Origin of the sequence: Streptomyces iconiensis (genome assembly GCF_028657195.3) — a bacterium.
In the GTDB taxonomy this organism is placed as follows: domain Bacteria; phylum Actinomycetota; class Actinomycetes; order Streptomycetales; family Streptomycetaceae; genus Streptomyces; species Streptomyces iconiensis.
The window spans coordinates 46,667-71,703 of sequence record NZ_JANCPR020000039.1; the positions used below are offsets into that span (position 1 = coordinate 46,667).

Below are 25,037 nucleotides of genomic sequence, written 5' to 3' on the forward strand. Positions count from 1 at the left end.
GCGGGCCTGTGCGGCCTCGCGACGGGTTAAACCTTAGCACTGGTTCGGGAGTGCGATCACCCGGCTCTTGGGGTGCGGGGCTGGTAGCGGGAGGATGGGCGCGTACCTGCGAGAAGAGGAGGCAGCGTGAGTGCCGAGAGCCCCGGGACGGCCGAGGAAGAGGTCGTCGAGCTGTGCCGCGATCTGATCCGGATCGACACCAGCAACTACGGGAACAACGAGGGCCCCGGCGAGCGTGCCGCGGCGGAGTACGTCGCGGAGAAGCTGGCCGAGGTGGGGCTGGAGCCGCAGATCATCGAGTCCAGCCCCGGCCGTGCCTCGACCGTGGCGCGTATCGAGGGGGAGGACCGGTCGCGGCCGGGGCTGCTGATCCACGGCCATACGGACGTGGTGCCGGCGAACGCGGACGACTGGCAGCACCACCCCTTCTCCGGTGAGATCGCCGACGGGTGCGTCTGGGGGCGCGGGGCCGTCGACATGAAGGACATGGACGCCATGACGCTCGCGGTCGTACGCGACCGGCTGCGTACGGGGCGTAAGCCTCCCCGGGACGTGGTGTTGGCGTTCCTGGCGGACGAGGAGGCGGGTGGCGTCTATGGCGCCAAGCATCTGGTCGACCATCACGCCGACCTGTTCGAGGGGGTCACCGAGGCGATCGGCGAGGTCGGCGGCTTCTCGTTCACGGTGAACGAGAACCTGCGGCTCTATCTGATCGAGACCGCCCAGAAGGGCATGCACTGGATGCGGCTCACCGTGGACGGCACGGCGGGGCACGGGTCGATGACGAACACCGACAACGCGATCACGGAGCTGTGCGAGGCCGTGGGTCGGCTGGGGCGGCACAAGTTCCCCGTGCGGGTCACCAAGACCGTGCGCTCGTTCCTCGACGAGCTGTCGGACGCGCTCGGCGTGGAGCTGGACCCGGAGGACATGGAGGAGACCCTCGCCAAGCTGGGCGGTATCGCGAAGATCATCGGGGCGACACTCCAGAACACGGCCGCGCCCACCCAGCTCGGCGCCGGCTACAAGGTGAACGTCATCCCGGGGCAGGCCACGGCGCACGTGGACGGAAGGTTCCTGCCGGGACACGAGGAGGAGTTCCTCGCCGATCTCGACCGGGTGCTGGGCCCGCGGGTGCGCCGCGAGGACGTGCACGCGGACAAGGCGCTGGAGACCAGCTTCGACGGAGCCCTGGTGGACGCCATGCAGTCCTCGCTGCGGGCCGAGGACCCGATCGCGCAGGCCGTTCCGTACATGCTCTCGGGCGGTACGGACGCGAAGTCCTTCGACGATCTGGGCATCCGCTGCTTCGGGTTCGCCCCGCTCAAGCTGCCGCCCGAGCTGGACTTCGCCGGGATGTTCCACGGTGTGGACGAGCGCGTTCCGGTCGACGGGCTCCAGTTCGGTACGCGCGTGCTGGACCGTTTCCTGGACCAGGCGTGAGCGTTTCCGGACCGGGCATGAGCGAGGCCGCAGGGGGAACGGAGGCCGAACGTACGACGCCGACGTAGTCGTACGACAACCAGCGTGCCGTCCCAGGGCACGGCGGTGCCCGTACGGGATTCGTGTGGTGCGCGAGGCCCTGCGGCACGGGGGCTTCACTATTCGGCTGGATGTGCCCATGGGACTGAGAAGGATGAATGATTCCATAAGCTCGTAGCTTGATTCCTCCATCCTCGTTACAGGGGGTGCGGTCCTCGGCTGGGACCGCATTGCCAACAAGGAGGAATAATGATCAAGAAGGTCGTCGCCGCTGCGGCTGCCACCGGTGGTCTCCTGCTCGCCGGTGCGGGTATGGCCGTTGCTGACTCCGGCGCTCAGGGCGCGTCCATGGGTTCCCCTGGTGTGGTGTCGGGTAACACCGTCCAGGCCCCGGTTCACGTGCCGGCGAACGTCTGCGGCAACTCGATTTCCGTGATCGGTCTGCTGAACCCCGCCTTCGGCAACTCCTGCAAGAACTCGTGACATTGAGCCTCACTCGATGAGGACATGAAGCCCGGACGGCCCCGGAGCGCGTGCCATGCGCTCCGGGGCTGTCGGCTTCCCGAGGGGGCGGGACGGCACGCGTGAGCGTGCCTCCCCCTTGCCGTTTCCTGGAAGATCACGCAAGGCAGGGGAAGAAAGTATGCGACAGGTCACCAGACAGGGCCTGATCACCGTGGTCGCGGCGGGCGGTGTGCTCGCCGCGGGGAGCGGAACGGCGTCAGCGGACTCCAACGCGCGGGGAGGGAGCGAGCGTTCGGCCGGTGTGCTCTCGGGCAACACGGTCGAGGCACCGGTGAACGTCACGGTCAACGTCTGCGGGAACACCGTGGGCGCCGCGGGACTGCTCAACCCGGCGGCGGGCAACGGCTGCCGGAACAGCGGCTCGGGTGGCTCCTCGCGACAGACGGACGGCCCCTCGCAACGGGCCGGCGCCCCCGGCGTCCAGGGGGGCCGAGGAGCCCACGCCAACGGCTTCGCTTCCGATTCGCCCGGCGTCGGCTCGGGCAACAACGTGCAGGTGCCGGTCGACGTACCGGTCAACGCGTGCGGCAACAGCATCGATGTCGGCGGTATCGGCAACTCGGCCACGGACAACGGTTGCGGGGAGTCGTCCGACGACGCCCCGGGCAATCCTGCTGGCCCCGGTGACCCCGGTGACCCTGGCAGCCCCGGTGACCCCGGTGACCGGGATGACCCTGGAGAGCCGAACGAGCCCACCGAGCCGGGCAACCCACCGCAGGACGAGCCCGGGGAGCCGGGGGAGCCCGGGGAGTCGGGCGGTCCGGGACAGCCTGGGGAACCGGGCGTCCATGAGGGGCCGGACGGTCCCTGGTCGGCGGAGCAGCCCGGCAGCTCGGGTGAGGTGCGCGGCGAGTCCCAGCCAGAGGCGGCGCCGACGCAGGCGGCGCCCGTGGCGCGGGCGCACCAGGCGCCGGCCGAGCTGGCCGAGACGGGCGGCTCGGGACTCGGTGTCCTCGGGACCGCGGGGGCCGGGATGCTGGTCGGCGGTTACGTGCTCTACCGGCGTTCACGCGTCGTGGCACGCCCCTGACGCCACCGAGCGCGCGCCACGCGCCGCGCCGCTCCGTACCGCCCCGACCCGCTCCGTACCGCCACGAGGTACCGAGGTCGCTCCGAGGTACCTCCACGAGCATCGGCCGTCAGGCGGTCGATGCTGGGAGTACGAGTTGGGGCGGGGCCGTACAAGCAGGACGGAGCGGGTCCCGTACTCACGGGACCCGCTCCGTCGCTTCCGGCGGCATGCGCCGGGTCTCACCAGGTGGCGCTCAGCTGACGGATGATCCGGCGCCGCAATCGCACGCGGCGGCTGCCGTCCGGCAGCAGCCGCAGCCGGGCCAGCTCCCACTGCCCGTACTCGGCGTGATCGGTCAGCAGTTGGGTCGCGGCCCTGCGTGAGACCCCGCGAGGGACATACACATCGCGAAATTCGTATTCCGGCATCTCATCTATTGTGCGTGCAGTGCCTGTCTGCGGATAGCGTCTGCACTATGTCTGATGCTGCGCAGCCCACCGCTGCCGACGTACGCGCCGCCGCCGAGGCGGTCAAAGCCGCTCTGGACCGGCACCTTGAAGCGGTCGAGCGACGGGCGGGGGAGTCCTTGGCGCCTGCCGGAGCGAGCTCCGGCGCCGGCGAGGGGGCCGCCGCGACGGACACCGCCGCGCTCGACGCGGCGGTCTACGCCGCGTTCGACGAGCTGGCAGGGGCCGGTGAGACCTACGACGAGCTGTTGTACGAGCTCTATGACGAAGTCACGCCCTTCGAGATCCCCGGAAGCGATTCCCTCCCCGCCTACGAGGGGCCCGAAGCGCCCCATGCGCTCAGCGTGCTGATCCGCAGGGACTACACCATCTCCGAACCGCAGCGCCTGCTCGCGCAGGCCGAACGCGTCACGGAGCTGGACCCGGACTCCGCGGACGACCACGACGGCGTCGACGGCCCGTCCGCCGGGAGCAGCGTGCACGCTGCGCTGGGCGTGCTCTTCGGGGAGTACGAGCCCGACGAGATCGCCACCCGGCACAAGGAGTTCGGGCTGGAGGAGGGCGACTCCACCCTGTGGGTCTCGGCCGGAGACGAGCCGAGCGAACCGGGTGAGTGGCTGTCGGCCCCCTTCGAACAGGCGGACCCGCAAAGGGTGGTCTGCCGCTTCGACGTCAGCTCCATCTTCGACGACGTGGACCTGCTTCCGGCGGAGCAGCTGGACGACGACGAGCTGGAGGAAGAGGAGGCCGACGAGTCCGAGGAGCTGGCGGACGACGAGGAGGCCGAAGACGAGGACGCCGAGGAGGAAGAGGACGAGGAGGAAGAGGACGAGACGGAGGACGAGAGCGACGGGGAGCGCGGTACCCGCGTCCGCTAGGGCCCTAAAAGCGGGCTCGTTCGGCGAGACTGGTCCCGACCGCCCGGCGGTGTGGCAGCGCCCAACGCACTGTCGCACCGCCGGACTTGGCTGTACGCCTCCGGGTTCTCCGCGCCTGCCGCGTCCCTCCCCCGGGGGCTTCTTTGCTGCCGAGCGAGGGGGCGTTGGGCAGGTGGGTTGTCCACGCGGACTCGCGCCCGGCCTTTGCGTGGACCCCGGCGGCGTCCCCGGAGCATGTGCCGGCCGGGCCCCAGGACCGGTCTCATCGGGGATCCTGTACGCCCGCCTACTCAGCCCCGGCTTCGGCTCCTCCTTCCGCCGGTGCGGCGGCCCTGAGGGCCTCGGCGGCCTCGGCTGCCTCGGCCGCGCGTGCCGATTCGGTCAGGAGGGTGCGCAGCCGTGTGACCCGTTCCGGGGCGGTCACCGAGGTGACCGCGCGGGGCAGCGCCTCGCCCGCGCCCTGCACCACCGAGAGGTGCCGTTCGCCGCGGCTGAACGCGGTGTAGATCCACTCGCGGGACAGCACGTCACCCGCGTCGCCCGGCAGCACGACGACGGCCGCGGGCCAGCGTGCGCCGGCGGCCTGGTGGGCGGTGACGGCCCAGCCGTGGCGCACGGTCTCTGTGGCCTTCTCGGGCGGCACGGTCACCGTCTTGCCCGCGCAGTCCAGATGGAGCCCCGTCTCGTCTGCGGAGGCGACGGTGCCCAGGGTGGTGCGGCCGGGTGCGGGGGAGTGGGCCACCCGGTCACCGGGGTCGAAGCCGCCGAAGCGGCCGGGGCCCGGATTGAGCCGTTCCTTGAGCGCGGCGTTCAGCGCGCGGGTGCCTGCTGCGCCGCCGTGTCCCGGCGTGATCACCTGGGTCCAGGCCGTCGGGACGCCGATCGCGCGGGGCACGGAGTCGGCGACGAGCTGCACCGTCCGGTGCACCGCCTCGCCCGGATCGCCCACGGGGACGATCACGACCTCCTTGCCGGGCGCCGCGACCTCGTTCAGTTCGCCGATGCCGATGCCGGAGACCAGCTCGCCAACCGGCCCCGGGTCAGGAGTACGGGATGCGACGTGCGGGCACACGCGGGCGGCCATCACGTCCGTGAAGACCTGCCCCGGGCCTGCCGATCCGAGCACTCCGGGGTCGCCGCTGAGTACGAGGCGGGCGCCGTCAGGGAGCGATTCGAGGAGCACGGCCGCGGTCTCTGCTTCGAGTTGGGGCGCGTCACAGACGGCGAGCAGGTCGAGGGCCAGGGTGCCGTCCTCGTCGAGCCCGGGGCCCTCGGCACCCGACAGCAGTCCGGTGAGGGTCGCGACGGGCATGCCGTCGGGCTCCGGCGCCGGGGAACCGGCCGCCGCGGGCCCGGAACCGGACTCGGGGCCGCCGTGCCCCGCGTCCGGCCCGGAGCCGGACGCGGAGTCAGTCCCTGAGCCGGGCCCCGGGGCGGAGCCCAGGAGCTGCGCGAGGCGGGCGCGGCCGTTGTCGGTGTGGGCCGTGAGCCAGGCGCGCAGACCGAGGGCGCGTGCTGCCGCGACGAGTGCCACGGGTTCGGCGCGTGCGGCCTCACCGCCCGTATGAGTGACCAGGCCATGCTGCGAGACCGCGCGGATCAGCTCGCCCGCCGAGGGCGAGGGCGCCGCCGTCGCGGCTGCGGCCCAGTCGGCGGACGAGGGGGGCGCCGGCGGCGCGCTCTCCGGTGCCTCGGGGCCCTCCGCGGGCTCCGCCGGCAGTTCGGCGCCGGGAGGCGTGAAGGTGCTGGTGACACGGGACAGGCCGTCGGCGAGGCTCTCTTCCGCGAGGGCATAGCGGTCCAGGCCCACCAGGACCTTCACGGGGCGCTCCTGCTCCTCCTCCTCGCCGCTCTCGTCCATGGCGGAGGCGACGGGGCCCGCGTCGAGTGCGTCCTCGAAGACCAGTGCCGCACCCGCGTCGACGGCGCCGCGCACGGCCTCCTCCGGGTCGGTCACGGAGTGCTGGGACAGGCCCTTGCCCAGCGCCGCGGGGTCCAGGACCGTGTGCCCGCTCAGCGCGGCGCGCTCCAGCAGCCACACGACAAGCGCCTCGGTCCTGCGCGGGTCGTCAGGCGCCGCCTCGTCACCCAGCAGCGCACGGGCGAACCCGTCAGCCTGCGGGGGGCGTACGCCCGTGACCGTGAGGAGCTGCCAGGGGTCGCCGCGCAGCACCTCGGCGGCGCCGTCACCCAGCGCCTCGACCACGCGCTGTCCGAGCGCCTCGGGTGCGCCGCCCTCGGTGAGGAGCGCGCGCACCTCGGCCGGAACCGCCACGGGCCCTCCGGCACCTGGCGTCCCGGCTCCCGGTCCTGCGCCCGGTGCCGGGCGCGGTGCGGGCGCGGTTCTGGCGGGGGGCGCGGTCTGGCGTGCGGGGTCGGAGAAGAAGGAGGCAGCGGGGCGCTCGCCGCTCTCCACCGCGCGGACGGCCGCGAGGAGTTCGGCTGCCTTGTCGTTCGTCACAGCTCGCTCCAGTCATGGTCGGGGTAGCGGTGCAAGGGCGCCGACACATCGTCCAGCGCCTCGCGGATTTCTTCGGGAAGACTAAGGCCCTCCACTGACAAAGCCGCCGCGAGCTGCTGTGATGTCCGCGCGCCGACGAGCGGAGCGACCACGCCAGGGCGGTCGCGCACCCATGCGAGCGCCACCTGGAGCGGCGGCAGCGCGAGCCCGTCGGCCGCTATGGCCACCGCGTCGACGATCCGGCTGGCCGGCTCGTCGAGATACGGCTCGACGAACATCGCCAGCCGGTCGGAGTCGGCGCGTGATCCGGCGGGCGGCGGACCCGGCTGCCGGTACTTGCCTGTGAGGACGCCACGGCCGAGCGGCGAGGACGGCAGGAGTCCGATGCCCAGGTCGAGTGCGGCCGGCAGCACCTCGCGCTCGATGCCGCGCTGGAGCAGGCTGTACTCCATCTGTGCGCTGGCCAGCCGCGCCCGCGGCCCCGAGGAGGCGAGCTGCCAGGTCGCGGCCTTGGCGAGTTGCCAGCCCGAGAAGCTGGCGACACCCGCGTACCTGGCCCTGCCGCTGCTGACGGCCGTGTCGAGTGCCTGGAGGGTCTCGTCCGTCGGCGTCGCCGGGTCGAAGGCGTGCAGCTGCCACAGGTCCACGTGGTCCGTGCCCAGCCGTTCCAGCGAGGCGTCGAGCGCCGCGAGGAGGTGGCCACGGGAGCAGTCGAGCCTGCGGTCGGGGTCGGGCACGCTGCCGGCCTTTGTCGCGATCACGAGATCGCGGCGCGGCACCAGGTTGTCGAGCAGGCGCCCCAGCAGGTATTCGGCCTCGCCGTCGCCGTACACGTCGGCCGTGTCCACGAGCGTGCCGCCCGCCTCCCAGAACGTCTTGAGCTGGTCGGCCGCATTCTCTTCGTGCTCTTCGTGCCGTCCGTACTGCCCCGCCGAGGCGTGCTCCCCGCTCCCGCGCGCCCAATTGAGGGTGCCCAGTCCGATCCGGGATACGCGCAGGCCAGTGTGGCCGAGGTGCCTTAGCTCCATGGGCGTTGAGCGTACTTGCGACGGGCGCTAGAGTCCGTGGGGTCAGGGACATTACTGATCAGTAAGGGGAGTGGGCGCGGATGGGGATGCGATTGGGCATCAACCTCGGCTACTGGGGTGCCGGGATGGACGCGGACAACCTCGCCGTCGCACAGGAGGCCGACAGGCTCGGCTATGACGTCTGCTGGGCGGCCGAGGCGTACGGTTCCGACGCCGCGACCGTCCTCACCTGGGTGGCAGCGCACACGGAGCGCATCGACGTCGCTTCCGGGATCTTCCAGATCCCGGCGCGTACCCCCGCGATGACGGCGATGACCGCCGCCACGCTCGACTCGCTCTCGGGCGGGCGCTTCCGGCTCGGCCTCGGCGTCTCGGGGCCGCAGGTTTCCGAGGGCTGGTACGGCGTCAAGTTCGACAAACCCCTCGCGCGCACCCGCGAGTACGTCGAGATCATCCGCAAGGCGATGTCCCGCGAGCGCCTCACCCATGAGGGGCAGCACTGGACGCTGCCGCTGCCCGGCGGTCCCGGGAAGCCGATCAAGCTGACCGTGCACCCGGAGCGCGAGGAGATCCCGCTCTACATCGCCGCCATCGGCCCCAAGAACCTGGAGCAGACGGGCGAGATCGCCAACGGAGTTCTCCTGGTCTTCTTCTCGCCCGAGCACGCCGAGGACACCACGCTCCAGTACCTGCGCCAGGGCCGTGCGACGGCGGGCAGGACGCTGGACGGCTTCGACGTCTGCCCCACCGTTCCCATGGCCGTCGGCGACGACATCGAGGCGCTCGCCGACCTGTTCCGCCCGTACACCGCCCTCTACGTGGGCGGCATGGGCAGCCGTAAGCAGAACTTCTACAACAAGCTCGCGCAGCGCATGGGCTACGAGAAGGAAGCCGCGGAGATCCAGGAGAAGTACTTGGCGGGCGACAAGGAGGGCGCGGCGGCGGCCGTGCCCCTCGAACTGATCGACTCCACCACCCTGATCGGTCCTGTCGACCGCATCGCCGACCGTATGCGGGCCTACGCGGACGCCGGGGTGACCACGCTCTCGCTCGCTCCCGCCGGATTCACCCGGGACGAGCGGCTGAGCAGCCTGCGTGCGGGAGTTGAGGCGCTGGAGCGGGCCGGGCTCGCGACCGCTTGAGCACCGCTTGAGCACTGCGTGAGCATCGCTTGAGCGCTCCGTAGCGGGTGGGGCCGGGCGGCCCCGGACATGCCTACGGCCGTGGTGGGGGCTCGGGGGTCATCCCCGCCACGGCCGTTACGGAGCACAACGCGCCGCCCGCCTCCGCGTTACGCGGGCGGCCACGCGCTCCTCCTTCGTTCGGCGCAGATCGCTTCCCCACCCGTTGCCCGTTCGCGCACGCGGTACTTGACTCTTCCTTTGCGGATGTCATGCCTCGCGTATGTCGCACGGAGGTGGCAGTGATGCTCTCGGCCAAGAGCCTTTTCCAGGAGATCCTCGACAACGACGAGTCGTTCCGGCTCTTCTGCTCCATCGCGGCCAGCGGCGAGTCCCAGGGCGGTTGGGAGAACGCCCGTATCGCCGCGCTGGTGCCTCCCGCACAGGCCCGTCTCGCGCCCAAGGTGGCGCGGCACGGCGCCGACGAGGACAAACACGGCCGCATCTTCACCGCCCTGCTGCGCAAGCGTGGCCTTGAGCCCGCCGAGATCCCCGACGACACCGACTACACGATGCTCCTGGAGGGCCTCGGGATCGGCCTGGCGCACGAGAAGCTGCGCCGTGACGAGCCGCTCTCCGAAGGGGACTTGCTCATCTACCTGGTGCACAGCAGAGTCACCGAGCAGCGTGCCTCCGAGGAAATGGTCACGCTCAAGAGGTTCTTCGGTGACCACCCCGACCTCGGCCGCGCGGTCAAGATGATCTCCAACGACGAGGACAACCACCTCGCCTACTGCCACGAGGAGCTTCTGCGTCTCTCCGGGGCGGGCCACGGCCGGCCCATCAGGGCGCTGCTGCGCGAGAGCGCGCTCGCCGAGATCAAGGTCTACCGGAACGTCAGCCTCGCCGTGATGAGCCGCATGGCGGCCATCCTCGGCTGGTCCCGCGCGAAGTACGGGCTGCTCGCGCTGGGCATACACGGGCGGTACGTCTACGAGCGACTGGGCGGCTGGCGCCGCATGGTGCGCCTCCGGATGCCCGAACGGCGTGACGCGCTGGGCGGCGGCCCCGCAGGAGCGGCACCGGAGTTCGCCTGAGCCCGTTCCCCGGCCGGGAGTTGCCATCCAGGTCCATCCAGGCGTCGTGAACCATGAACTGTGTCCCGGGTGTTGTGAGCCGGGAGCCGTGAACTGTCAGCCAGGAGTGGTGAACCGTGGCCCTGGTCCTGGTCCTGGTCCTGGCCCGGGGCCCGGCGAGTCGTTCGCCCTCACAGCCAGCCGCGGCGCTTGAAGCCACGGAACAGCACGAGGCACACCGTCAGGATCAGCAGCAGTACCGCCGGATAGGCCCATACCCAGTGCAGTTCGGGCATGTGGTCGAAGTTCATGCCGTACACCCCGGCGATCGCCGTCGGTACGGCGAACATGGCGGCCCAGGCCGAGATCTTGCGCATGTCGTCGTTCTGCCGCACACCCATCTGCGCCAGATACGCGGACAGGATGTCGCTCAGCAGCCGGTCGATGTTCTCCACCTGCTCGTTGACCCGCGACAGATGGTCGGCCACGTCACGGAAGAACGGCCGCGAGTCCCTGTGCACGAACGGCAGCCCCGAACCCATCAGCCGGGTCACCGGGTCCGCCAGTGGGACGGTGGCGCGGCGGAACTCCATGGCTCGCCGTTTGAACTCGTAGATACGGCTCGCCGTGCTTCCGTCGACCCGGCCCTCCTCGGAGAAGACGCCCGCCTCCAGCCCCTCCAGGTCGGTGTGGAGCGTGGAGGCCACATCCAGGTAGTGGTCCACCACGGCGTCGCACACCGCGTACATCACCGCCGTCGGGCCGTGCCGCAGCACCTCCGGGTCCTCCTCCAGGCGCCGGCGCACCACACCGAGCGGGTTGGCCTCACCGTGCCGCACCGTCAGCACGAACGAGTCGCCGACGAACACCATCAGCTCGCCCGTGGACAGCCCGCCGCTCTCCTCCTCGTACCGCACCGGTTTGAGGACGAGGAACAGGGAGTCGGCGTACGCCTCCAGCTTCGGGCGCTGATGTGCCCGCAGCGCGTCCTCGACCGCCAGCGGGTGCAGCGCGAAGTCCTCGGTGACCTGCGAGAACTCCGCCTCGCTCGGCTCGTACAGCCCGATCCACAAGAACGTGTCCTCGCTCCCGCGTGCCTCCCGGAGCGCGGTGGAGAAGTCCTCGGGGCGGTCCGTGCGACGCCCCTCGTGGTACAGCGCGCAATCGACGATCACGCCTGGAATTCTGCCGGGCTCCGCCCGACCCACAACCGGAGAGCGGCACTCGTGGCCCCTCGCTTAGGGTGGCGGGCATGCCCACGCTCATCCTCGTACGGCACGGCAGGTCGACCGCGAACACCTCCGGGGTGCTCGCCGGGCGCACGCCGGGCGTCGCCCTCGACGAGCACGGCCAGGAACAGGCCGGATCGCTGCCGGCCCGCCTGCACGACCTGCCCCTCGCCGCCGCCGTCAGCAGCCCGCTCAAGCGCTGCCAGGAGACCCTCGCACCGCTGACCACGGCCAGGCCCGACCTGCCCGTGCACACCGAGGAACGCATCAACGAGTGCGACTACGGGGAGTGGAGCGGGCGCAAGCTCGCCGAACTGACCGACCACCCGCTGATGTCGACCGTCCAGCAGCACCCCTCGGCCGCCACCTTCCCCGGCGGCGAGTCCATGCGGGCCATGCAGGCACGCGCGGTCGAGGCCGTACGCGACTGGAACGCGCGGATCGAGGCCGAGCACGGAGCCGACGCGTTCTACGTGATGTGCTCGCACGGCGACATCATCAAGTCGATCGTCGCGGACGCGCTCGGCATGCACCTCGACCTCTTCCAGCGCATAACGGCGGGCCCCTGCTCGGCCACCGTCATCACCTACACCCCGCTGCGCCCCTTCCTGCTCAGGCTCGGAGACACCGGGGAACTCGCCTCGCTCGCACCGCCCAAGGACAGCCACGAGCCCACGGAGGACGGCGCCGAAGCGGCCGGAGCCACCGGCCACACACCCCGCGACCCCGGCGTCGCGACCGTCGGGGGCAGCGCGTAAGCGCGATGATCGGCACGCGCAGTAGGGTGCCTGTGTCCGAAGCATTCACGTAATCGTCGACCCAACGGAGCAGGACGTGTCCCGTCAGGTGTTCCTGTACGACCCACCGGACCGGTTCATCGCCGGCACGGTCGGGTTGCCTGGCCGCCGCACCTTCTTCCTCCAGGCCAGCCAGGGCGGCCGAACCACGAGCGTGGCACTGGAGAAGGCGCAGGTCGAGGCGCTCGCCGAGCGGATCGACGAGCTGCTCGACGAGGTGGTGCGCCGCTCAGGCGGCAACGCGCCCGTCCCGGCCGTCGCACCCTCCGAGGTCGATGACACCGGCCCCCTGGAGACTCCCGTCGAGGAGGAGTTCAGGGTCGGCACCATGGCACTCGCCTGGGACGGCGACGGCGAACGGATGGTCGTCGAGGCACAGGCCATCGTCGAGCTGGAGCCCGACGCCGACGAGGACCTGGCCGACGCCGAGGAGCGGCTGCTCCAGGACGACGAGAACGGGCCCCCGATGCTCCGCGTACGGATCAGCGGCAGCATGGCGCGGTCCTTCGCCAAGCGGGCGCTGGACGTCGTCAACGCGGGCCGCCCGCCGTGCCCGCTGTGCAGCCTGCCGCTCGACCCGGAGGGACACGTATGTCCGCGCCAGAACGGATACCGCCGGGGCGAGTGAACGCGTCGGACCCTTCGTTCCCGGCCGCCGAGACCACGCGCGCCCTGCTCACAGGCGGCACGCTCACGGTGCACGGCCGGATCGAGGAAGCCTCCAACGCGGTCCTCTACGGCGTCGTCGCACACCAGGACTTCGACGTACCGTGCGTCTACAAGCCCGTCGCCGGTGAGCGCCCCCTGTGGGACTTCCCCGACGGTAACCTCGCCCAGCGCGAGGTGGCCGCCTACGAGATCTCGCGCGCGACCGGCTGGGACCTGATCCCCGCCACGGTGCTGCGCGACGGCCCGTACGGCGAGGGCATGTGCCAGGTGTGGGTGGGCGAGCCGCCGGACGCGACGGCGGAACCCGAGCCCGGCGGCCCCGTCGCCGGCCTGGGCGCGGAGGGCCCCGCCTCCGGTACCGGCTCCGCGGAGCCGGAGGAGGACGGGGAGCAGCCGCTCCTCGCGCTCGTCGAGGGCGACGCCCCTGGCGAGGGCTGGAAGGCGATCGGTTACGCCGATGTCGGCGGCGGCAGGAGCGCGCTGCTGGTGCACGCCGACGATCAGCGCCTGCGCCGTCTCGCCGTGCTCGACGCGGTGATCAACAACGGTGACCGCAAGGGCGGCCATCTGCTGCCACGGCCGGGCGGGCTGCTCTACGCCATCGACCACGGCGTCACCTTCCACGTCGGCGACAAGCTGCGCACCCTCCTGTGGGGCTGGGCGGGCGAGGAACTGACAGCAGAGGCCACCGAGGTGCTGCGCGGGCTGTCGGCAGCGCTCGCCGAGGGCGCTCCGCTCGCCGTACGCCTGTCGGGACTGCTGACGGCGGCCGAGGTCGACGCCGTACGCAAGCGGACCAGGTCCATGCTCAGCTCGGGCCGCCATCCCCTGCCCAGCGGGGACTGGCCCGCGATCCCCTGGCCGCCCGTCTGACGTCTCCCGGCGCCCTGTCTGCCCGGCGGTCTGTCTCCCGGCGGCCTGTCTGCCGACGCCCCGTCCGCCCTGCGTCGCCCCGCGTCCTCCGGACGGCGCACAGGGCTCTGCCGGCGCGACGGGGTCTTTCCGCCGGTACGTGGTGGGGCCGCGCAAGAGGGCCCGCCCGGCCAAAGATGGTGGGTGCACCTGTCCCGTCCGTATACGGAACACCAGTCCGGGTTAGGCTCATGACATGCATGCCTGGCCCGCTTCCGAGGTCCCCGTCCTGCCTGGACAGGGCCGCGACCTCGACGTCCACGACACCGCGACCGATGGACGGGTCGCCCTCGTCCCTGGTCCCGTCGCCCGTATCTATGTCTGCGGCATCACGCCGTACGACGCCACCCACCTGGGACACGCGGCGACCTACAACGCGTTCGACCTCGTGCAGCGCGTGTGGCTCGACACCAAGCGGCAGGTTCACTACATACAGAACGTCACCGATATCGACGATCCACTCCTGCAGCGGGCAGTCGAGACCGGTGACGACTGGGCGACACTCGCCGAGCGTGAAACCGCCCTGTTCCGGGAGGACATGACCGCACTCCGGATGCTGCCGCCCAAGGCGTTCATCGGCGCCGTGGAGTCCATCCCGCGGATCGTGCCCATGGTCGAGAAGCTGCGCGACATGGGGGCCGCCTATGAACTCGAAGGCGACATCTACTTCTCCGTCGAGTCCGATGTGCACTTCGGGGAGGTCTCCAGGTACGACGCCGAGACGATGAGGCTGCTGTCCGCCGAGCGCGGCGGCGACCCCGAGCGCCCCGGCAAGAAGAACCCGCTCGACCCGATGCTGTGGATGGCGGCGCGTGAGGGCGAGCCGCACTGGGACGGGGCCTCGCTCGGTGCGGGACGCCCCGGCTGGCACATCGAGTGCGTGGCCATCGCGCTCGAACACCTTGGGATGGGCTTCGACGTCCAGGGCGGTGGCTCCGACCTGATCTTCCCGCACCACGAGATGGGTGCCTCGCACGCGCAGGCGCTGACCGGCGAGTTCCCCTTCGCGTCCACCTATGTGCACGCCGGGATGGTGGGCCTGGACGGCGAGAAGATGTCCAAGTCGAAGGGCAACCTGGTCTTCGTCTCGGCGCTGCGCCGCGAGGGCGTCGACCCGGTCGCCATCCGGCTCGCGCTGCTGGCCAACCACTACCGCGCCGACTGGGAGTACACCGAGGCCGTCCTCCAGGAGGCCAAGGCCCGCCTCGCGCGCTGGCGGGCCGCCGTCTCGCGTCCTGACGGTCCCGCGGCCGAGGGGGTGCTGGAGGAGGTACGTGTGGCTCTCGCCGACGACCTCGACTCTCCTGCCGCGCTCGCAGCCGTCGACCGCTGGTGTCGGGAGCAGGAGACGAACGGCGGAACGGACGAGGGAGCGCCGGGACTTGTGTCCCGCACGGTGGACGCCTTGCTGGGGGTCGCGCTCTAACCCGCACTGTCCGGTGTGGTTCGCTCGTCCCGCCGCTGAGAGGCAAGACCCTCAGCGGCGGGACGAGCGCTTTCCTGAGCCGGGCGGCCGGTGAGGGCGAGCGAGCCCAGGTGCGGACGAGCGGGCGCCATGGCGGCGGACGGCTCGTCATGGCTGTGGAGGACCGCTCACCGGCCGCTCGCCAGCCGCTCATGGCTGCGGATGGCCGTCATGGTGGCGGCAGTTGTCCGTGTTCTCTGGCGAGGTTCTCGGGCGAGGCGCTGCCGCTATGTGCCCTCTCCTGAGCCCGGGTCGTCGGACTCGTCGGAGGAATCAGGCTTCGGGGGCTCGCCCGTGGGCTTCGGCGGGCGTGGGGGGCCTGTGTCGCGCAGATACGGCGAGGACTGCTGTCCCGGGGCATCCGACGAGCCGTCCCTGCGGCGCAGATACCGTTCGAACTCCTTCGCGATGGCTTCCCCCGACGCCTCGGGCAGCTCCGCCGTGTCGCGTGCCTCCTCCAGCGACTGCACGTACTCGGCGACCTCGCTGTCCTCGGCGGCGAGCTGGTCGACGCCCAACTGCCAGGCACGCGCGTCCTCGGGCAGCTCGCCCATGGGGATGCGCAGGCCGAGCAGGTCCTCCAGGCGGTTCAGCAGCGCGAGCGTCGCCTTCGGGTTGGGCGGCTGTGAGACGTAGTGCGGCACTGCGGCCCACAGGCTCGCCGCCGGGACGCCCGCGTGGGCGCACGCCTCCTGGAGGATGCCGACGATGCCCGTAGGGCCCTCGTAGCGCGACTCCTCCAGGTTCATCGTCGTGGCCAGGTCGGCGTCGGAGGTCACGCCCGTCACCGGGACAGGTCGGGTGTGCGGGGTGTCGCCCAGCAGGGCGCCCATCACGACGACCATCTCCACGCCCAGTTCGTGCGCGAAGCCCAGGATCTCGTTGCAGAACGAACGCCAGCGCATGCTCGGTTCGATGCCCCGTACGAGAACGAGGTCGCGCTGTCTTCCCTTGCCGTCGGAGTCCCCGACGCGGACGACGGACAGCCGCGTCGTCGGCCAGGTGACCTTGCGGACACCGCCGTCCAGCCACACATGCGGGCGATTGACCTGGAAGTCGTAGTAGTCCTCCGCGTCCAGCGCGGCGAAGACCTCGCCCTTCCATTCCCGTTCCATGTGCGCGACCGCGGTGGAGGCGGCGTCACCGGCGTCGTTCCAGCCTTCGAACGCGGCCACCATGACTGGGTCGACCAGCTCGGGAACCCCCTCCAGCTCGATCACCCAGCGCCTCCTTCCGGCCGGTGAGTGAGCCCTTCTGCTCCGTCCCGGCACCTGTTCTGTGCTTGCTGTCGCTTGTTGCCGGTCGTGCTGTCGGCCGCTGTCGCCCTGCCACCGCGTGTGCTGCCGCCTGCTCTTCCGTGCGGGGCCCAGCCTACGGCGTGACGGTGCCCGCGCCGCAGCCCCCGCACGCCTCCAGATCGGTGCTGCATACCCCTGGACGCCGCGCTTGTCACAGGGCTATACATCGGACCTATGAACAGAGGTCCGATGTATTGCGTCACCGGGGTCGAGGTGCACGACATCCGTTTCCCCACCTCGGAGCAGCACGACGGCTCGGACGCGATGAACCCCGATCCCGACTACTCCGCCGCCTATGTCGTCTTGCGCACCGACGCCCCCGACGGGCACGAGGGGCACGGCTTCTGCTTCACCATCGGCAGGGGCAACGACGTCGTCGTCGCCGCCATCGAGGCCCTGCGACCCTACGTCGAGGGCCGCCCTCTGGACGCCGTGACCGGCGATCTCGGCGGACTGCACCGGGAGTTGACGCACGACTCACAGCTGCGCTGGCTCGGGCCCGAGAAGGGCGTGATGCACATGGCGGCCGGCGCCGTCGTCAACGCGGCATGGGATCTGGCGGCCAAACGCGCGGGACAGCCCCTGTGGGAGTACCTCGCCTCGCTCAGCCCCGAGGAACTCGTCGCGCTCGTCGACTTCCGACATCTGACCGACGCGCTCACCCCCGAGGAGGCGCTCGCTCTCCTGCGTGCCGCCGAGCCGGGGCGTGCCGAGCGGGCCGCGCGGCTGCGCGAGCACGGCTATCCCGCGTACACCACCTCGCCCGGCTGGATCGGGTACTCCGACGAGAAGCTGGTCAAGCTCGCGCACCAGGCCGTCGCCGACGGCTTCACCCAGATCAAGCTGAAGGTGGGCGGAGACCTCGACCAGGACCTCCACCGGATGCGCCTCGCACGCGAGGCGGTCGGGCCGGATGTGCGCATCGCCGTCGACGCCAACCAGCGCTGGGAGCGCGACGAGGCGGTGCGCTGGATGAACGCGCTGGCCGCTTACGACCCGTACTGGATCGAGGAGCCCACCAGCCCCGACGACATCCTCGGCCACGCCGACGTACGGGCACGTCAGCCGGTCAAGGTCGCCACCGGTGAACATGTCGCCAACCGGATCGTGTTCAAACAGCTCCTCCAGGCGGACGCCGTCGACTTCGTGCAGATCGACGCGGCACGTGTCGCCGGGGTCAACGAGAACCTGGCCATCCTGCTGCTCGCCGCGAAGTTCGGCGTCCCCGTGTGCCCGCACGCGGGGGGTGTGGGGCTGTGCGAACTGGTGCAGCATCTCTCGATGTTTGACTACGTCGCCGTCTCCGGCACCCAGGAGGACCGGATCATCGAGTACGTCGACCACCTGCACGAGCACTTCACCGAGCCGGTGGTCGTCAGCGAAGGGCGCTACCTGACCCCCACGGCGCCCGGCTTCTCCGCGCAGATGCGCCCCGAGTCGATCGCGGCGCACCGCTATCCCGACGGCGCCGTATGGCAGGAGCGCGGGCACGGCTCGTACGGCAAGGACGGCCGGCACAGCCCGCGCGGCACTCCCGGACCGGCCGAACACCCCGGGCCCGTACAGCGGCCAGAAACCGCACAGCGCCCCGGGGCCGCACAGCGTCCAGGAACCGCACAGCGGCCAGGACCCGCACACGAAAACGGACAGGAGAGCAGCCGATGACCGGCCCGAACCAACCCCCGTACCCCGTACGCGACTTCGACGGCGTACCCGCGCTCGTCACCGGCGGCGCCTCCGGCATCGGTGCGGCCGTCGCCACGCTCCTCATGGGACGGGGCGCGCGCGTCGCCGTGCTCGACAGGGACCCGGAGGGTGCGCCGGAAGGCGCGCTCGCGCTGAAGGCCGACGTCACCGACGACGCCGCCGTACGGTCGGCGGTCGACCACGCGGCGGCCGAACTCGGGGGCCTGCACGTCGTGGTCGGCAACGCGGGCATCGGCGCCGCCGGCACCGTCGAGGACAACGACGACGCCGAGTGGCAGCGGGTGCTGGACATCAACGTCCTCGGTGTCGTCCGCACCGACCGCGCGGCGCTGCCCCATCTGCGCCGTGCAGCCGCCGAACGCCCGGGCCAGGTCTCCATCACTCATACGAGTTCCATCGCAGCGACGGCGGGCCTGCCGCAGCGGGCCCTCTACTCCGCCAGCAAGGGCGCGCTGCTCTCCCTCACCCTCGCCATGGCCGCCGACCATGTGCGCGAGGGCATCCGCGTCAACTGCGTCAACCCCGGTACGGCCGACACCCCCTGGATCGGCCGGCTGCTGGAGCAGGCCGCCGACCCGGCCGCCGAACGCGCGGCGCTGGAGGCCCGGCAGCCCACCGGGCGGCTCGTCGGCGCCGGAGAGGTCGCCGACGCGGTCGCGTACCTGGCCAGCCCCCGCTCGGCTGCCGTCACCGGCACCTCGCTCGCCGTGGACGGCGGCATGCAGGGCCTTCGGCTGCGCCCCGCCGAACCCACCGGCTGACGCGTAGGACGCACGCACCGGCTGACGCGTATGCCTCCACGACAGACCGAGCACGACCGGGACGACCGGGACGACCGGGACGACCGGGACCACATCAACCGAGGACAGGACGACCTCATGCGACTGCGCACCCTCCGCACCACAGGCGCCGCATCCTGCGCCGCGATCCTGGCGGTCACCGCGCTCGCCGGCTGCAACCGCGGCAGCGAGGGCACGGCGGCGGCCAAGGGCAAGGTCGGCATCGACATGCCGCGCACCGACACCGACTTCTGGACCGCGTACCAGGGCTACGTCAAGAAGGGCGTGGACGACGGAACGGTCGCCGCGCTGCCCCTCTCCAACTCGCAGAACGACGTCTCCAAGCTCGTCGCCAACGTACAGACCTTCACCGACCAGGGGGCCAAGGCCGTCGTCATGGCCCCGCAGGACACCGGCGCCATCTCCTCCACGCTGGAGCGGCTGGAGAAGAAGGACGTTCCCGTCATCAGCGTCGACACGCGCCCCGACAAGGGCGACGTCTACATGGTCGTACGCGCCGACAACCGCGCCTACGGGCGCAAGTCGTGCGAGTACCTGGGCGAGAAGCTCGGCGGCAAGGGCCGCGTGGCCGAACTCCAGGGCGACCTCAGCTCCATCAACGGGCGTGACAGGTCCGAGGCGTTCGCGTCCTGCATGAAGAAGAAGTACCCGAAGATCAAGGTCCACGAGCTGCCCACCAACTGGGACGGCAAGGAGGCATCAGGCAAGCTCCAGAGCCTGCTGGCCCAGCACCGTGACCTCGACGGCATCTACATGCAGGCGGGCGGCGCCTTCCTGCAGCCCACCCTCGCGCTGCTCAAGCAGAAGAAGCTGCTCAAGGAGAGCGGCACCAAGGGGCACATCACGATCATCTCCAACGACGGCATCCCCGAGGAACTGGCCGCGATACGCGAGGGCCAGATCGACGCCACCCTCTCCCAGCCGGCCGACCTGTACGCGAAGTACGCGCTCACGTACGCGCGCGCGGCGCTGGACGGCAAGAAGTTCAAGCCCGGCCCCACCGACCACAAGTCGAAGATCATCAAGCTGAAGAACGGCCTGGAGGACCAGTTGCCCGCGCCCCTGGTCACCAAGGAGAACGTCGACGACAAGGGGCTGTGGGCCAACCAGTTGGAGAAGAAGAAGTGACGGGCCCCACCGATTCCGCACGGCGCACGGCTACAGCACCGCCCGCCGTCCACGCTGAGGGCATCGTCAAGCGGTACGGCGCCACCCTCGCGCTGGACGGCGTCGGCCTGTCCGTGCGCCCCGGCGAGGCCCACGCGCTCGTCGGCCGCAACGGCGCGGGCAAGTCCACGCTCGTGTCCGTGCTCACCGGTATGCACAAGCCCGACGCCGGCCGGGTCACCTTCCACGGCGAGGAAGCGCCGCACCACGGCGACACCGCTGCGTGGCGCTCCCGGGTGGCCTGCGTCTACCAGCGCTCCATGGTCGTACCCGAACTGACCGTCGCCGAGAACCTCTTCCTCAACCGCTTCCCCGGCGGCCCCCGCATCCGCTGGAACACCTTGCGCGCACGCGCGCGCGACCTGCTGGCCGAGTACGGGGTGGAGGTCGATCCCTCCCTGCGTACCAAGGATCTCAGCGTCGAGCAGCGGCAGTTCGTGGAGATCGCCCGTGCGCTGTCCTTCGGCGCCCGTACGGTCATCCTGGACGAGCCGACGGCCCAGCTCGACGCGGCCGGGATCGAACGCCTCTTCGCCAAGTTGCGCGAACTGCGCGCCCAGGGCGTCGCGTTCCTCTTCATCTCGCACCACCTCCAGGAGGTGTACGAGCTGTGCGACACCGTCACCGTCTACCGCGACGCACGCCACATCCTGACCGCGCCCGTCGCCGAACTGCCCCGGCAGGACCTGGTCGCCGCGATGACGGCGGAGGACGGCGACCACGAGGCCGCGGGGGAGGGGAGCGGGGCCGGCGTCCGCGCGGGCAGGGCCCGGACACATGCGGCCGGGGCCGGTCTGCCGCGCACCGGGCGTGACCTCCCACGACAGACCCGGCGTGAGCCCTCGGCCGGCTCCGGCCCCGGCGGTCCCGGCCCCGTGCTGCGGGCACACGGGCTCGCGCTGGAAGCGGAGTTCGCTCCGGTCGATCTGACCGTTCGCGCCGGCGAGGTGCTCGGCCTCGCGGGCGCCACCGCCAGCGGCAACACCGCCATCGGCGAGACGCTCGTCGGCCTGCGCCGCCAGAGCGCGGGCACCGTCACCGTACGGGAGCGCGAGGTGCGCCCCGGAAGCGTGCCGCACGCGCTGGACGCCGGTATCGGGTACGTACCGGAGGACCGGCACGCGCAGGGCCTGGTGCCCAACAGGAGCGTCGCCGAGAACGCCACGCTCACCGTCACCGACCAGCTCGGCAGGTGGGGCGCCGTACTGCCGTCCCGTACCCGGGAGTTCGCACGCCGCATGATCGGCTCCCTGGACATCAAGACCTCCGGGCCCGACCAGCCCGTCTCCGGGCTCTCCGGCGGCAACCAGCAGAAGGTCGTCATCGCCCGCGCCCTCGCCAGGGACCCGGACGTACTGGTCGCGATCCGGCCGACGGCCGGCGTCGACGTCAAGTCCAAGGACTCGCTGCTGGGCGTGGTCAGGGATGTCGCCGACGGTGGAAGCGCCGCACTGATCATCTCGGACGAACTGGACGACCTGCGCGTGTGCGACCGCGTGCTCGCCCTCTTCCACGGGCGCGTCGTCGCGGAGTACGGCACCGACTGGAGCGACCGCGAACTGGTCGCCGCCATGGAGGGCATGACCGAACAGCACGGCACGGGCGGCGCAGGCGATACCTCCGGCGGGGCGAGCGCAGAGGGCGCCTCCCACGGAGAGCGCGCGCCCGACGGAGAGGGCACATCGGGTCCGCACGGCGCCACCGGCCCGCAAGGCGCCACTGGGCCGCAGGACACCACCGAACCGCACGGCACCACACAGCAGCGCGGCGCCGCGGCGCCGGAGGGGAACGGATCATGACCGACACAGCGCAGCCGTCGGCCCGCGAGCTGGCCGACGGCCTCGACAGGGCACAGGAGGAACGCGCCCGTCCGAAGGTCGACTTCGCCCGCTGGCGTGACCTGTCCCTGGTGCCGGTCATCCTCGTACTGATGCTGATCGGCTTCATCGTCTCGCCCGCCTTCCTGACCACCGAGAACCTCGTCGGCGTCGTCCAGCAGTCGACCGAACTCGGCCTGCTGGTCCTCGGGCTCGCGCTGGTCCTCATCTGCGGCCGGATGGATCTGTCCCTGGAGTCCACGCTCGCGGTCGCGCCCAGCATCGCCATGTGGCTGGTGCTGCCAGCCGAAGGCGACGGCTTCCACGGCATCGGGCTCTTCCCCACCTGGCTCGCGATCCCGCTCTGCCTCGCCGTGGGCGCGCTCATCGGCGGCACCAACGGGTTCCTGATGCTGAAGCTGCGGGTCAACGGGTTCATCGCCACGCTCGGCATGCTGACGATGCTGCGCGGCCTGCACGTCGGGCTCTCCGACGGCAAGTCGATCGTCAATGTCCCCGACTCCTTCTCGTACCTCGGCAACGCCACCTGGTTCGGCGTACCCGGCGCCGTCTGGCTGTGCCTCGCGCTGTACGCCGTCGCCGGGCTCGTCCTCGCCTACATGCGGCACGGCCGCGCGCTCTACGCGATCGGCGGCAACCCGGAGGCGGCGCGCGCCGCCGGTATCCGCACGGACCGCATCACCTGGATCGTCCTCGCGCTGGCCGGCATGCTCGCCGCCTTCGCCGGGATCCTGTTCACCGGCCACTACGGCTCGGTCTCCGCCAGTCAGGGCGACGGCTGGATCTTCCAGGTCTTCGCAGCCGCCGTCATCGGAGGCATCGGACTGCGCGGTGGACGCGGCACCGTCTTCGGCGCGCTGACCGGCGTGCTCACCCTTCAACTCGTCGTCAACGTCATGACGTTGGGCGGCGTACCCGCCATGTGGAACCAGTTCCTCAACGGCATGATCATCATCGTCGCCCTGATCATCTCGCGCTTCGCCAGCGGCGAGCGACAGGAGTGAGCTGGGCGTGAGGCAGGAGTGAGGTGGCACGCGTGACCGCATCGGACGAAGCCGGCACCGGGGACGGCCGTACGCCCCGACTCGGCCTGGGCTGCGCCCAGTTGGGCAACCTGGGTACGGCCATGACCGAGGAACGCGCTCATGCCGTCGTCGGGGCAGCGCTGGACGTCGGCTGTACGCACTTCGACACGGCGCCCCACTACGGGGTCGGCCTCTCCGAGGAGCGCCTGGGGCGCGCGCTGGCCGGGGTCCCGCGCGGCTCGTACACCCTCTCCACCAAGGTCGGTCGCAGGCTGCGGCCCCTCCGGGCCGGCGAACAGGCGCCCTCCGAGGGCTTCGTGGACACGCCGCCGCGTGTCCGCGAGTGGGACTTCACCAGGGACGGCGTACACCGCACCCTGGAAGCATCCCTGAAGCGCCTCGGTACCGACCATGTGGAGACGGTCTATCTGCACGACGTCGAGAACCATCTGCCCGAGGTCCTCGCCACCGGCTACGCGGCGCTCGCCGAGCTGCGCGCGCAGAAGGTCGTGCGGGCCATCGGCTTCGGCATGAACTTCAGCGGTGCCCTCGCGCGCCTGGTCACCGAGCTGGATGTGGACGAGGTGCTGTGCGCAGGCCGCTGGACGCTGCTGGACAGGTCCGCACACGACGACCTGCTGCCCGCCTGCGTACGGCGCGGTACGCGGGTCGTGGCGGGCGGCGTCTACAACTCCGGGCTGCTGGCCGACCCGCGCCCCGGCGCGCACTTCGACTACCAGCCCGCGTCCCCCGAACGGGTCGAGCGAGCCCAGCGCACAGCCGCCGTGTGCGCACGGCACGGTGTGCCCGTACGGGCGGCTGCGCTGCGGTTTCCTTTCGCGCATCCGGCGGTCACCTCGGCCGTCGTCGGTGCCTCCTCGCCGGAGGAAGTACGGGAGAACGCAAGGCTGTTCACCCACGACATCCCCCAGGCGCTCTGGCAGGACCTCGTCACCGAGCACCTGCTCGGCGCCGACCTGCCCGTGCCTCCGTCCCTGTCTCCGCCTCCGTCCCCGTCCCATTTCCGGCCCCGGTCCGCGGGAACGCCACTCGCGGGACCGCGTCCGCCTACATGACCGGCCTCCGAGTGACCGACCGCCGCGCGACTGGCCGCGCGACCGACCGCGCGACTCGCCGTACGACCGACCGTACGACCGGCCGCCACTGACCGATCGAGGAGCCCCCACCGCATGATCCGTATCGACGCGCACCACCACCTGTGGGTTCTCTCGCGCCGTGCGCTGCCCTGGATGGACGGCGCCTGGGCCGACCCGATCCACCGCACCTGGACGGAGGACGATCTGCTGCCGCATCTGGACGCGCACGGCATCGACGCCACCGTCGTCGTCCAGGCCAGTCACTCGACCGGGGAGACCCGCGAACTACTGGCGCTCAAAGAGCGTTCCGCGCACGTGGCCGCCGTCGTCGGCTGGGCCGACCTCACCGCGCCCGGCGGGCCCCGGCTCCCCACCGGACTGGCCGGGGTACGGCACCAGACGGAGGGCCTGGACGATCCGGCGTGGCTCTCGCGTGCCGACGTACGGCATGGCCTGGCCCGGCTGGCGGAGGCGGGGCTCGTCTACGACCTGCTGGTCACACCGCGCGAGCTGCCCTCGGCCGTGGAGACCGTACGGGCGCTGCCCGAGCTGGAGTTCGTGCTCGACCACGCGGCCAAACCCCGTATCGCGGTGGGGGAGTGGGAGCCCTGGGCCGGCCTGCTCGACCAGCTCGCCGCGCTGCCGAACGTGAGCTGCAAGCTCTCGGGCCTGGTCACCGAGGCCGACTGGGAGACCTGGACGCAGACCGAGGCCCTTCCCTACGCGCGCCATGTGCTGGACGCCTTCGGGCCCGAGCGGGTGCTGTTCGGCTCCGACTGGCCCGTGTGCACCCTGGCCGCGACCTACGACGAGGTCGCAGCCCTCGCCGACGAGGCCACGGCCGACCTCACACAGGACGAGAGAGCCGCCGTCTTCGGCGGCAACGCGGCCCGCGTTTACGGCATCACCGACGCCTAGGTACCGGACCCGCCCCCAGAGGAGACGCCAAGGGACCCGCCGGTGGAGTCGGTGGGGGCGGTCGA

General features: G+C 71.3%; 22 protein-coding genes. 17 read left to right on the plus strand and 5 right to left on the minus strand.

The genetic code is table 11. The annotated features are described in order from the left end of the window. Positions 1-126 precede the first annotated feature (126 nt). The 3 genes from NMN56_RS31310 (at position 127) to NMN56_RS31320 (ending at position 3,037) form a co-directional block, all read left to right on the plus strand. Positions 127-1,443 (plus strand): M20/M25/M40 family metallo-hydrolase, encoded by a 1,317-nt coding sequence (locus tag NMN56_RS31310; RefSeq protein ID WP_274038734.1) that lies wholly within the window; start codon positions 127-129, stop codon positions 1,441-1,443. A gap of 288 nt (positions 1,444-1,731) precedes the next feature. Beyond that, positions 1,732-1,965, plus strand: a complete 234-nt coding sequence (locus NMN56_RS31315) for a chaplin (protein ID WP_274038735.1) — start codon at positions 1,732-1,734, stop codon at positions 1,963-1,965. 160 nt (positions 1,966-2,125) lie between these two features. Continuing rightward, complete coding sequence (locus tag NMN56_RS31320) at positions 2,126-3,037, plus strand: chaplin (RefSeq protein ID WP_274038736.1); 912 nt, start codon at positions 2,126-2,128, stop codon at positions 3,035-3,037. Positions 3,038-3,258: 221 nt separating this feature from the next. Here NMN56_RS31320 and NMN56_RS31325 read toward each other — a convergent pair whose 3' ends face one another. Then, on the minus strand, positions 3,259-3,447 hold the full coding sequence (locus NMN56_RS31325) for a DUF5703 family protein (RefSeq protein ID WP_274038737.1): 189 nt from the start codon (positions 3,445-3,447) through the stop codon (positions 3,259-3,261). Positions 3,448-3,494: 47 nt separating this feature from the next. Between NMN56_RS31325 and NMN56_RS31330 the strand changes: the two genes are divergently transcribed. Next, complete coding sequence (locus tag NMN56_RS31330) at positions 3,495-4,364, plus strand: hypothetical protein (protein ID WP_274038738.1); 870 nt, start codon at positions 3,495-3,497, stop codon at positions 4,362-4,364. Between the two features lie 286 nt (positions 4,365-4,650). Here NMN56_RS31330 and NMN56_RS31335 read toward each other — a convergent pair whose 3' ends face one another. Both NMN56_RS31335 and NMN56_RS31340 read right to left on the minus strand, forming a co-directional pair. Next, positions 4,651-6,825 (minus strand): helix-hairpin-helix domain-containing protein, encoded by a 2,175-nt coding sequence (locus tag NMN56_RS31335; RefSeq protein ID WP_274038739.1) that lies wholly within the window; start codon positions 6,823-6,825, stop codon positions 4,651-4,653. Further along, positions 6,822-7,853: an aldo/keto reductase gene (locus tag NMN56_RS31340; protein WP_274038740.1), complete on the minus strand. Its 1,032-nt coding sequence runs from the start codon at positions 7,851-7,853 to the stop codon at positions 6,822-6,824. Before NMN56_RS31340 ends, NMN56_RS31335 begins: the two co-directional genes overlap by 4 nt. A gap of 86 nt (positions 7,854-7,939) precedes the next feature. Between NMN56_RS31340 and NMN56_RS31345 the strand changes: the two genes are divergently transcribed. After that, positions 7,940-8,995: an LLM class F420-dependent oxidoreductase gene (locus NMN56_RS31345; RefSeq protein ID WP_274039341.1), complete on the plus strand. Its 1,056-nt coding sequence runs from the start codon at positions 7,940-7,942 to the stop codon at positions 8,993-8,995. 284 nt (positions 8,996-9,279) lie between these two features. After that, positions 9,280-10,071 (plus strand): ferritin-like domain-containing protein, encoded by a 792-nt coding sequence (locus tag NMN56_RS31350; protein ID WP_274038741.1) that lies wholly within the window; start codon positions 9,280-9,282, stop codon positions 10,069-10,071. Positions 10,072-10,241: 170 nt separating this feature from the next. Here NMN56_RS31350 and corA read toward each other — a convergent pair whose 3' ends face one another. Continuing rightward, a complete protein-coding gene (gene corA, locus NMN56_RS31355) occupies positions 10,242-11,234 on the minus strand; it encodes a magnesium/cobalt transporter CorA (RefSeq protein WP_274039342.1) in 993 nt (330 codons plus the stop codon). A 68-nt stretch (positions 11,235-11,302) separates the two neighbouring features. On the opposite strand from corA, the gene NMN56_RS31360 reads away from it, so the two are divergent. The 4 genes from NMN56_RS31360 to mshC all read left to right on the plus strand — a co-directional run bounded on the left by NMN56_RS31360 (position 11,303) and on the right by mshC (position 15,083). Then, the gene (locus NMN56_RS31360) at positions 11,303-12,037 is read left to right on the plus strand and encodes a histidine phosphatase family protein (RefSeq protein WP_274038742.1); all 735 of its coding nucleotides are present in this window, start codon (positions 11,303-11,305) and stop codon (positions 12,035-12,037) included. A gap of 76 nt (positions 12,038-12,113) precedes the next feature. Continuing rightward, positions 12,114-12,704 carry a DUF3090 domain-containing protein gene (locus NMN56_RS31365; RefSeq protein ID WP_274038743.1) on the plus strand — a complete coding sequence of 197 codons (591 nt, stop codon included), beginning with the start codon at positions 12,114-12,116 and terminating at the stop codon, positions 12,702-12,704. Continuing rightward, positions 12,668-13,618: an SCO1664 family protein gene (locus tag NMN56_RS31370; protein ID WP_274038744.1), complete on the plus strand. Its 951-nt coding sequence runs from the start codon at positions 12,668-12,670 to the stop codon at positions 13,616-13,618. The genes NMN56_RS31365 and NMN56_RS31370 overlap by 37 nt, the downstream gene beginning before the upstream one ends. A gap of 235 nt (positions 13,619-13,853) precedes the next feature. Next, positions 13,854-15,083 carry a cysteine--1-D-myo-inosityl 2-amino-2-deoxy-alpha-D-glucopyranoside ligase gene (gene mshC, locus NMN56_RS31375; RefSeq protein ID WP_274038745.1) on the plus strand — a complete coding sequence of 410 codons (1,230 nt, stop codon included), beginning with the start codon at positions 13,854-13,856 and terminating at the stop codon, positions 15,081-15,083. A 266-nt stretch (positions 15,084-15,349) separates the two neighbouring features. Here mshC and NMN56_RS31380 read toward each other — a convergent pair whose 3' ends face one another. After that, on the minus strand, positions 15,350-16,342 hold the full coding sequence (locus NMN56_RS31380; RefSeq protein WP_274038746.1) for a PAC2 family protein: 993 nt from the start codon (positions 16,340-16,342) through the stop codon (positions 15,350-15,352). Positions 16,343-16,594: 252 nt separating this feature from the next. Here NMN56_RS31380 and NMN56_RS31385 point away from each other — a divergent pair, with 252 nt between their 5' ends. From NMN56_RS31385 to NMN56_RS31415, 7 genes are all read left to right on the plus strand, one after another. Beyond that, the gene (locus NMN56_RS31385) at positions 16,595-18,085 is read left to right on the plus strand and encodes an L-fuconate dehydratase (RefSeq protein ID WP_274038747.1); all 1,491 of its coding nucleotides are present in this window, start codon (positions 16,595-16,597) and stop codon (positions 18,083-18,085) included. After that, positions 18,082-18,888: an SDR family NAD(P)-dependent oxidoreductase gene (locus tag NMN56_RS31390; RefSeq protein ID WP_274038748.1), complete on the plus strand. Its 807-nt coding sequence runs from the start codon at positions 18,082-18,084 to the stop codon at positions 18,886-18,888. Before NMN56_RS31385 ends, NMN56_RS31390 begins: the two co-directional genes overlap by 4 nt. A gap of 117 nt (positions 18,889-19,005) precedes the next feature. Then, positions 19,006-20,055, plus strand: coding sequence for a sugar ABC transporter substrate-binding protein (locus tag NMN56_RS31395; RefSeq protein ID WP_274039343.1), 1,050 nt, complete (start codon positions 19,006-19,008; stop codon positions 20,053-20,055). Further along, positions 20,052-21,893, plus strand: a complete 1,842-nt coding sequence (locus tag NMN56_RS31400) for a sugar ABC transporter ATP-binding protein (RefSeq protein ID WP_274039344.1) — start codon at positions 20,052-20,054, stop codon at positions 21,891-21,893. The genes NMN56_RS31395 and NMN56_RS31400 overlap by 4 nt, the downstream gene beginning before the upstream one ends. Further along, positions 21,890-22,936 carry an ABC transporter permease gene (locus NMN56_RS31405; protein ID WP_274038749.1) on the plus strand — a complete coding sequence of 349 codons (1,047 nt, stop codon included), beginning with the start codon at positions 21,890-21,892 and terminating at the stop codon, positions 22,934-22,936. The genes NMN56_RS31400 and NMN56_RS31405 overlap by 4 nt, the downstream gene beginning before the upstream one ends. A 32-nt stretch (positions 22,937-22,968) precedes the next feature. Then, positions 22,969-24,033 carry an aldo/keto reductase gene (locus tag NMN56_RS31410; protein WP_274038750.1) on the plus strand — a complete coding sequence of 355 codons (1,065 nt, stop codon included), beginning with the start codon at positions 22,969-22,971 and terminating at the stop codon, positions 24,031-24,033. A gap of 114 nt (positions 24,034-24,147) precedes the next feature. Beyond that, positions 24,148-24,972, plus strand: coding sequence for an amidohydrolase family protein (locus tag NMN56_RS31415; protein ID WP_274038751.1), 825 nt, complete (start codon positions 24,148-24,150; stop codon positions 24,970-24,972). Positions 24,973-25,037: the final 65 nt, after the last annotated feature.

Coding starts and splice junctions, on each gene's coding strand:
- NMN56_RS31330 (WP_274038738.1), top strand. CDS start 3,495: ATGTCTGATGCTGCGCAGCCCACCGCTGCCGACGTACGCGCCGCCGCC.
- NMN56_RS31370 (WP_274038744.1), top strand. CDS start 12,668: ATGTCCGCGCCAGAACGGATACCGCCGGGGCGAGTGAACGCGTCGGAC.
- mshC (WP_274038745.1), top strand. CDS start 13,854: ATGCATGCCTGGCCCGCTTCCGAGGTCCCCGTCCTGCCTGGACAGGGC.
- NMN56_RS31340 (WP_274038740.1), bottom strand. CDS start 7,853: ATGGAGCTAAGGCACCTCGGCCACACTGGCCTGCGCGTATCCCGGATC.
- NMN56_RS31350 (WP_274038741.1), top strand. CDS start 9,280: ATGCTCTCGGCCAAGAGCCTTTTCCAGGAGATCCTCGACAACGACGAG.
- NMN56_RS31315 (WP_274038735.1), top strand. CDS start 1,732: ATGATCAAGAAGGTCGTCGCCGCTGCGGCTGCCACCGGTGGTCTCCTG.
- NMN56_RS31345 (WP_274039341.1), top strand. CDS start 7,940: ATGCGATTGGGCATCAACCTCGGCTACTGGGGTGCCGGGATGGACGCG.
- NMN56_RS31390 (WP_274038748.1), top strand. CDS start 18,082: ATGACCGGCCCGAACCAACCCCCGTACCCCGTACGCGACTTCGACGGC.
- NMN56_RS31320 (WP_274038736.1), top strand. CDS start 2,126: ATGCGACAGGTCACCAGACAGGGCCTGATCACCGTGGTCGCGGCGGGC.
- NMN56_RS31395 (WP_274039343.1), top strand. CDS start 19,006: ATGCGACTGCGCACCCTCCGCACCACAGGCGCCGCATCCTGCGCCGCG.
- NMN56_RS31405 (WP_274038749.1), top strand. CDS start 21,890: ATGACCGACACAGCGCAGCCGTCGGCCCGCGAGCTGGCCGACGGCCTC.
- NMN56_RS31360 (WP_274038742.1), top strand. CDS start 11,303: ATGCCCACGCTCATCCTCGTACGGCACGGCAGGTCGACCGCGAACACC.
- NMN56_RS31415 (WP_274038751.1), top strand. CDS start 24,148: ATGATCCGTATCGACGCGCACCACCACCTGTGGGTTCTCTCGCGCCGT.
- NMN56_RS31385 (WP_274038747.1), top strand. CDS start 16,595: ATGAACAGAGGTCCGATGTATTGCGTCACCGGGGTCGAGGTGCACGAC.
- NMN56_RS31325 (WP_274038737.1), bottom strand. CDS start 3,447: ATGCCGGAATACGAATTTCGCGATGTGTATGTCCCTCGCGGGGTCTCA.